The organism is uncultured Oscillibacter sp. (genome assembly GCF_910584465.1).
Lineage (GTDB): Bacteria > Bacillota > Clostridia > Oscillospirales > Oscillospiraceae > Oscillibacter.
The window spans coordinates 1-6,702 of sequence record NZ_CAJUBK010000088.1 but is presented as its reverse complement, the minus strand read 5'-3'; the positions used below and the strand labels follow the sequence as shown (position 1 = coordinate 6,702).

The window sequence follows — 6,702 nt, the reverse complement described above, 5'->3', positions numbered from 1 at the left end:
TACGCCGAGCTGGCCCCTAGGACCGTCAAATATGAGTACGAAAGAGTCGTAGCGTGAGGCCCGCTCCTATGGGAGACGGGCCTTGCAGGAATGGAGGATCTTCAATGGAAAAAACGATCGATCGGACCAAAGCGGCTTTCACCGCGTTCGTGGGCCTGCTCACCGGCCTGTGGGGCTGGTTCGGCTGGCTGGTGTCGGGCTGGGTGCTGTGCATGGTGCTGGACTACCTCACCGGCTCCATGGCCGCGGCCAAAGACGGCCAGTGGTCCAGCGCCCGGGCCCGGGAGGGCATCTGGCATAAATGCGGGATGATCGTGGTCGTCCTCGTTGCCGGAGGGGCGGACCTTTTGATCTCCCTGGTCCTGGATAACCTGCCCATGCTGGCCCTGCCGGTGCAGTACCCCGGCTTGGTATGCCCGGTGGTGCTGGTGTGGTACATCGTGACGGAGCTGGGGAGCATGGCGGAGAACGCCGCGGCCATGGGCGCGGCGGTGCCCAAGTGGCTCATGCGGATCCTGGCCATGAGCAGGGACGCCGTGGACGTCGTGGGGGACAAGCTGGGGGAGGAGGACGACGATGGATAAGGAGCGGTCTATTTGGGACGAGCTGACCGCCGCCGGCCTGACGCCGGCGGGCGCGGCGGGGCTGATGGGCAACCTCTACGCGGAGAGCGGGCTGCGCCCGGACGACCTCCAGGACTGCTATGAGGGCAGGCTGGGCATGACCGACGCCGAGTACACCGAGAGGGTGGACCGGGGCGTCTACACCGACTTCGCCCGGGACGGCGCAGGCTACGGCCTGTGCCAGTGGACGTACTGGAGCCGGAAGGAGGCCCTGCTGGACTATGCCAAGGCCGCTGGGAAGAGCATCGGGGACCTGGGGATGCAGCTCGGCTTCCTGCTGGAGGAGCTGTCCGAGGGCTACGAGGCGGTGCTGGCCACGCTGGAGACCACCGCCAGCGTCCGCGAAGCCTCGGATGCCGTCCTGCTGCAGTTCGAGCGCCCGGCGGACCAGAGCGAGGCCGCTAAGGCCCGCCGGGCCGGGTACGGGCAGCGGTTTTATGACAAGTATGCCGGGCCCGCTCCCCAGGCCGGGACCGCCGCAGGGAAGGTGCTGGATGTCGCCCGAGCGGAGCTGGGCGTGAAGGAGTCCCCGGCGAACTCCAACCGGGTCAAGTACAACACCTGGTACTATGGCCGGGCGGTCTCGGGGGCCGCCTACCCCTGGTGCATGGCCTTCGTCCAGTGGGCCTTCGACAAGGCGGGGGAGGCGCTGCCCTATAAGACGGCCTCCTGTTCCGGCCTGCTGGGCTGGTACCGGTCGAAGCGGCCGGACTGCGTGGCCGAGACGCCCCGGCCGGGGGACATCGTCATCTATGACTTCGGGCACACCGGCATCGTGGAATCTGTGGGCAAAGGCACCATCACTGCCATCGAGGGCAACACGTCCCCCGGCGCGGCCGGGAGCCAGTCCAACGGCGGCATGGTCTGCCGCAGGACCCGCAAAACATCCACCGTCACGGCCTATATCCGGCCGGGCTATGAAAAGGAGGAAGACATGGACATCGACAAGCTGACCGACGCGCAGATCCTGCAGCTGGGCAGGCGGCTCCAGGCGGTCATGGGCAAGCAGCCCGTCAGCCCTAAGCTGGCGGCGGAGCTCCAGGAGGCCAAGGACCGGGGCATCACCGACGGCTCCAACCCCGGCGCCTTCTGCACCCGGGCCCAGGCTGCTGTCATGACGCTCAGAGCTGTGGGGAAGTAAGATAGCGGCAAACGGTTTTGATAGGATGCGCTTGACGTGAAAAATGGCCCGTCTGGCCTCGGAGCGATCACTCCCGGCCAGAGGGGCCATCCACATTATGAGGGCCACGGTCGATATGCTTCAGCAGACTGTCTATCATCTGATTATATGCCATGTAGTGTTCGACATTGGTCATATAATGCACGAGCGTATGTACGATAGCAAATACATCCGCGATGACGGCCACGACAGCGGATATCAAAAACTCCGTTCTGACGTGGATGCCGTAGAACGTATCTGCCACGATCAACACACCGCAAAAACTGAGGAGGATGATCAGCAGCCATTTGAAAAAATTCACATATTCAGCCCGTACCAGGCTTTTTTGCTCCTCACTGCTATCGATCTTTTCAGCCATCTTGTTGATATTGTCCGAAACAGAGGTCAATATCGCATTATCGATCGCATAAGGGCCGTTTTTCAGTGCGCATTGGATGCGTTCTTCATCCGTGCATACTCTTTTTTCAGGGATGACAGCGTCCTTGGCTTGTTTGGCGATCTCCGCCTTATCTTCAGGCGAAAAAAAGGCCGTAGGCGTTGGCTGTCCTTCAGGGGCCGGAGCGTTAGGCGCGGACGGCAGTTTCTTATCGGTCGTCTCAGACATATAATAACTCCAATTCATCTAATCGGAATCGCATGGCCTGCTTGGATACGCGGAAAATATCTGCTAGAGAATCGCTTACTGGGATCACCATCCGTGCATGCTCCTGACGGACTAGACTCTCGGGCATGAGCAGATTGGCGGCGAAGGCGTTTGCCTGCCGTTCCTTAGGAGAGGAGTCCATCCGGAAACTGGTGATGATCTTATTCTCTTGCGCATCTTTGTCCATGTGAAGGAAAAAATGTCCAAGTTCATGGGCGATAGTGAAACGCTGGCGGACAGCGATATCGGATTCGTTCACTAAGATCGTATATCCAAATTGGGGATGCTTTTGGATGGCACCTGCGATCGGTTTTTTTGCGATATCCTCGATCTCGTGCATATCCATGGAAATGATGCGGATGCCCTCTTCGCAGCATATGGACTCTACATCGACAGGAGCGGAGGTGATGGTATACTTTTGGATCAATTCCTTTGCAGCTGTGACCGGAGAAATGTAACTATTCCCCATAATAAAACCCTCCTTTCCATCATCATATTATCACAAGTATAAAAGAGTGTCCATATCTTTGTGCATAGGTTTGGATAGTTGCACAACTTTATACACTCCTTTTTTGAAGACCCTTGATTTTATCCCTGAGCACAGGGGCCTTGAACGGTCCGGGGGAAAGTGCCATTTGATGAAAGGGCCTGCTGGTTTGGCACATTACTTATAACATCATGGTTTATATACATACGGCCCCCCTATGGCAGTAGCTCCCATCCAAAACGTCCGGGCGGTGCTGGACTATGCCGTGACGGAGATCCCGCCGGAGAAGATCTATCTGGGCGTGCCCAATTACGGCTACGACTGGCCCCTGCCTTTCATCCGGGGGGAGACCAGGGCCCAGTCCATCTCCAACCAGCGGGCCATCGAGCTGGCCGTCCAATACGGCGTGGAGATCCAATACGACCAGACGGCCCAGTCCCCCTTCTTCCATTACACCGACGCCGGAGGGACCGACCACGAGGTCTGGTTCGAGGACGCCCGGAGCATGGACGCCAAGCTCCGCCTCGTCGCGGAGTACGGCTTCAAGGGAGCGGGCTTCTGGAACCTCATGCGGCCCTTCTCCCAGACCTGGCTGGTGCTGGACGCGCTGTACGATATCATGTGATGCAAAGAGGGGGCCTGGCTCACAGCCAGGCCCCCTCTCTGATGTCATGACATAGGACGGTCAAACGTCGATCTCCGGCGTCTCGCCGCCTCCGGCCCCGGCCAGCAGGGGAGCGATGCCGTCCAAGAACGCCTCTACCTGGGCGGCGCAGCGGCCGGTGTAGAGCTTGGGCTCCAGCACGGCCTCCATCTCCGCCTCCGTCATGGCGAAGGCGGGCTCCGCCGCCAGACGGCGGAGCAGGTCGCAGGGCTCACCCTCCTTCATCTTCGCCGTGGCGGCCATGGAGCAGGTCCGGATGATCTCATGGAGCTCCTGCCGGTCCCCGCCCCGCTTGACGCCCTCCATCATCAGGTTCTCCGTGGCGATGAAGGGCAGGTACTCCCGCACCGTCCGGTCCACGATCTTCTCGTTGACATGGAGCCCGTCGGTGACGTTCCGGCAAAGGCGCAGGATGGCGTCGGCGCAGAGGAAGCCCTCCGGCATGGAGATGCGCCGGTTGGCGGAATCGTCCAGGGTCCGCTCCAGCCACTGGACGGAGGCCGTCATGGGCGCGTTCATGGCGTCCGCCATCAGATAGCGGGACAAGGAGCAGATCCGCTCACAGCGCATGGGGTTGCGCTTATAGGCCATGGCGGAGGAGCCGATCTGGTCCTTCTCGAAGGGCTCCTCCACCTGCCGGTCGTGCTGGAGGAGGCGGATGTCGTTCGCCATGCGGTAGGCGCTCTGGGCGATCGCGGACAGGCAGTTCAAGATCCGGCTGTCCAGCTTCCGGGGATAGGTCTGCCCGCAGACGGCGAACAGCTTGTCGAAGCCGAACTCCGCGGCGATCCTGCGGTTCATCTCGTCGATCTTGGCCCCGTCCCCGTCGAAGAGGTCCAGGAAGCTGGCCTCGGTGCCGGTGGTGCCCCGGCAGCCCAGGAACTTCATCCCCGCCAGGACGAGATCCAGCTCCTCCAGATCCGACAGGAAGTCCTGCATCCAAAGGGTGGCCCGTTTGCCGACGGTGACCAACTGGGCGGGCTGGTAGTGGGTGTAGCCCAGGGTGGGCACGGCGGCGTACCGCCGGGCGAACCCTGCCAGGTTCCCCAGCAGGGCAGCGAGGCCCTGGCGGAGATAGCGCAGGCCCTCCCGGTAGAGGATGAGGTCGGCGTTGTCGGTGACATAGCAGCTGGTGGCCCCCAAGTGGATGATGCCGGCGGCGGAAGGCGCGGCCTTGCCGTAGGCGTAGACGTGGGCCATGACGTCGTGCCGGACCTCCTTCTCCCGCTTGGCGGCGAGGTCGAAATCGATGTCGCCGATGTGGGCCTCCAGCTCCGCCACCTGCTCCGCCGTGACGGGGAGCCCCAGCTCATGCTCCGCCCGGGCCAGGGCGACCCAAAGCCGCCGCCAGGTCTGGATGCGCTTCTCGGCGGAGAAGAGGCCCAGCATGGATCCCGACGCGTAGCGGGAGGACAGGGGGGATTCGTAACGGTCTTTCGGCATAAGCATCAACCTTTCTTTTTATCGAAGGTAGGGAGGCGCGGACGCCTCCCCGTCCGGTCTTCAGAGGAACGAGGTCATCCCGCCGGCAGGGTCCCGAAGACCGTCCACAGCCAGAGGCAGAAGGCCAGCCCGGCCCCGGCCAGCACCGCGCACTCCGCCGCGGCGCTCCGGTGCTCCACGGCTTTTGCGATCAGTCTGTACAGCAGGAACGGCGCCGCCAGCGCGCCGGCCATGGACGCGATCCCACAGACGGCGGAAGCCCCTGTCACGGTGAACAGCACGGTCCCACCCTCAGCGCAGGATGATGGCGTCCCGCTCCGGGCCCACGGAGACGTAGCCGATGCGGCAGCCGATCTCCCGCTCGATATACTCCACGTACTTCCGGGCGGCCTCGGGCAGGTCCTCCCAGGTGCGCACGCCGGAGATGTCGCACTTCCAGCCGGGCAGATGATCCAGCACCGGCTTGGCCTCGGGGAGCAGGGCGGGGAAGGGGAAGCGGTCCGTCTGCTGGCTGCCCAGCTCATAGCGGACGCAGACGGGGATCTTGTCCAGGTAGCTCAGCACGTCCAGCTTGGTCAGGGCGATGTTCGTCGCCGCCTGGCACTGGACGCCGTAGCGGGTGGCCACGATGTCGATGGGGCCCACCCGGCGGGGGCGGCCCGTCTTCGCGCCGTACTCGTTCCCGGCCTGGCGGAGCTTGTCGGCCTCCTCGCCGGACCACTCGCAGGTGAAGGGGCCCTCGCCCACACAGGAGGAATACGCCTTCACCACGCCGATGACCTCGTCGATCCGGGCGGAGGGCAGGCCGGAGCCCACGGGGGCATAGGCCGCCACGGCGTTGGAGGAGGTGGTATAGGGGTAGATGCCGTAATCCAGGTCCCGCAGGGCGCCCAGCTGGGCCTCGAAGAGGATGCGCTTGTCCTCGGCCTGGGCCTGGCGCAGGAACGCGCCGGTGTCCCGGATGAAGGGGCGGATCTTCTCGCCGTAATCGGCGACCCACGCCATCAGCTGTTCGATGGTGTAGGGCTGGGCCCCGTAGACCTTCGTCAGGGTCAGGTTCTTCCACTCCAGCAGGTCCTCCAGGTGGGAGCGGAGGCGATCGGGATAGAGCAGCTCCCCGGCCATGACGGTCTTCTTCTGGAACTTGTCGGAGTAGAAGGGGGCGATGCCCTGCTTGGTGGAGCCGTATTTCTTGTCGGCCAGCCGGGCCTCCTCCAGGCCGTCCAGATCCCGGTGCCAGGGCAGCAGCAGGGAGGCCCGGTCGCTGACCATCAGGTTGTCCGGCGTGATGGACACGCCCTGGGCGGCCACGTCCTGGATCTCGTTCCACAGGCTCTCGCAGTCCAGGGCCACGCCGTTGCCCAGGATGTTCACCACGCCCTCCCGGAAGATGCCGGAGGGCAGCAGGTGGAGGGCGAACCTGCCCTTCTCGTTGACGACGGTGTGGCCGGCGTTCCCGCCGCCCTGATAGCGGACGACCACGTCGTAGTCCTGGGTGATCAGGTCGACCATGCGGCCCTTGCCCTCGTCGCCCCAGTTGATGCCCACGATGGCGCAATTCGACATAATGAAAACCTCCCCGCGCCGCCGCCCGGGGGGCCGGGCGGCGTTCCGCTTGCTCACGGCCAGCGGCCAGCCGGTGATGGGGGCCTGTCCGGCCCC

Annotated in this window: 8 protein-coding genes; 3 read left to right on the top strand and 5 right to left on the bottom strand. The window is 63.4% G+C overall.

Going from position 1 to position 6,702, the window contains the following annotated elements; genetic code table 11:
- Window positions 1–104: 104 nt before the first annotated feature.
- Both QZ332_RS12645 and QZ332_RS12640 read left to right on the top strand, forming a co-directional pair.
- Window positions 105–584, top strand: coding sequence for a holin family protein (locus tag QZ332_RS12645; protein ID WP_295766060.1), 480 nt, complete (start codon window positions 105–107; stop codon window positions 582–584).
- Entirely contained in the window at window positions 577–1,764 is a 1,188-nt protein-coding gene (locus tag QZ332_RS12640) for a phage tail tip lysozyme (protein ID WP_295766058.1), read from the top strand. Before QZ332_RS12645 ends, QZ332_RS12640 begins: the two co-directional genes overlap by 8 nt.
- 67 nt (window positions 1,765–1,831) lie before the next feature.
- Here QZ332_RS12640 and QZ332_RS12635 read toward each other — a convergent pair whose 3' ends face one another.
- The gene (locus QZ332_RS12635) at window positions 1,832–2,407 is read right to left on the bottom strand and encodes a hypothetical protein (protein ID WP_295766056.1); all 576 of its coding nucleotides are present in this window, start codon (window positions 2,405–2,407) and stop codon (window positions 1,832–1,834) included.
- On the bottom strand, window positions 2,400–2,915 hold the full coding sequence (locus tag QZ332_RS12630) for an ImmA/IrrE family metallo-endopeptidase (RefSeq protein WP_295766053.1): 516 nt from the start codon (window positions 2,913–2,915) through the stop codon (window positions 2,400–2,402). The genes QZ332_RS12635 and QZ332_RS12630 overlap by 8 nt, the downstream gene beginning before the upstream one ends.
- A gap of 235 nt (window positions 2,916–3,150) precedes the next feature.
- Here QZ332_RS12630 and QZ332_RS12625 point away from each other — a divergent pair, with 235 nt between their 5' ends.
- On the top strand, window positions 3,151–3,558 hold the full coding sequence (locus tag QZ332_RS12625; RefSeq protein WP_295766051.1) for a glycosyl hydrolase family 18 protein: 408 nt from the start codon (window positions 3,151–3,153) through the stop codon (window positions 3,556–3,558).
- A 60-nt stretch (window positions 3,559–3,618) separates the two neighbouring features.
- Here the strand turns inward: QZ332_RS12625 and purB are convergent, their stop codons facing one another.
- The 3 genes from purB to QZ332_RS12610 form a co-directional block, all read right to left on the bottom strand.
- Window positions 3,619–5,040, bottom strand: coding sequence for an adenylosuccinate lyase (gene purB / locus QZ332_RS12620; RefSeq protein ID WP_295766049.1), 1,422 nt, complete (start codon window positions 5,038–5,040; stop codon window positions 3,619–3,621).
- Window positions 5,041–5,114: 74 nt separating this feature from the next.
- The gene (locus QZ332_RS12615) at window positions 5,115–5,321 is read right to left on the bottom strand and encodes a hypothetical protein (RefSeq protein ID WP_295766047.1); all 207 of its coding nucleotides are present in this window, start codon (window positions 5,319–5,321) and stop codon (window positions 5,115–5,117) included.
- Window positions 5,322–5,331: 10 nt separating this feature from the next.
- Complete coding sequence (locus QZ332_RS12610) at window positions 5,332–6,606, bottom strand: adenylosuccinate synthase (protein ID WP_295766061.1); 1,275 nt, start codon at window positions 6,604–6,606, stop codon at window positions 5,332–5,334.
- Window positions 6,607–6,702 lie beyond the last annotated feature (96 nt).

What these genes read in the sequence shown, in the direction of transcription:
- QZ332_RS12645 (WP_295766060.1), top strand. Translation starts at nt 105, where the DNA reads ATGGAAAAAACGATCGATCGGACCAAAGCGGCTTTCACCGCGTTCGTG.
- QZ332_RS12640 (WP_295766058.1), top strand. Translation starts at nt 577, where the DNA reads ATGGATAAGGAGCGGTCTATTTGGGACGAGCTGACCGCCGCCGGCCTG.
- QZ332_RS12635 (WP_295766056.1), bottom strand. Translation starts at nt 2,407, where the DNA reads ATGTCTGAGACGACCGATAAGAAACTGCCGTCCGCGCCTAACGCTCCG.
- QZ332_RS12630 (WP_295766053.1), bottom strand. Translation starts at nt 2,915, where the DNA reads ATGGGGAATAGTTACATTTCTCCGGTCACAGCTGCAAAGGAATTGATC.
- QZ332_RS12625 (WP_295766051.1), top strand. Translation starts at nt 3,151, where the DNA reads ATGGCAGTAGCTCCCATCCAAAACGTCCGGGCGGTGCTGGACTATGCC.
- purB (WP_295766049.1), bottom strand. Translation starts at nt 5,040, where the DNA reads ATGCCGAAAGACCGTTACGAATCCCCCCTGTCCTCCCGCTACGCGTCG.
- QZ332_RS12610 (WP_295766061.1), bottom strand. Translation starts at nt 6,606, where the DNA reads ATGTCGAATTGCGCCATCGTGGGCATCAACTGGGGCGACGAGGGCAAG.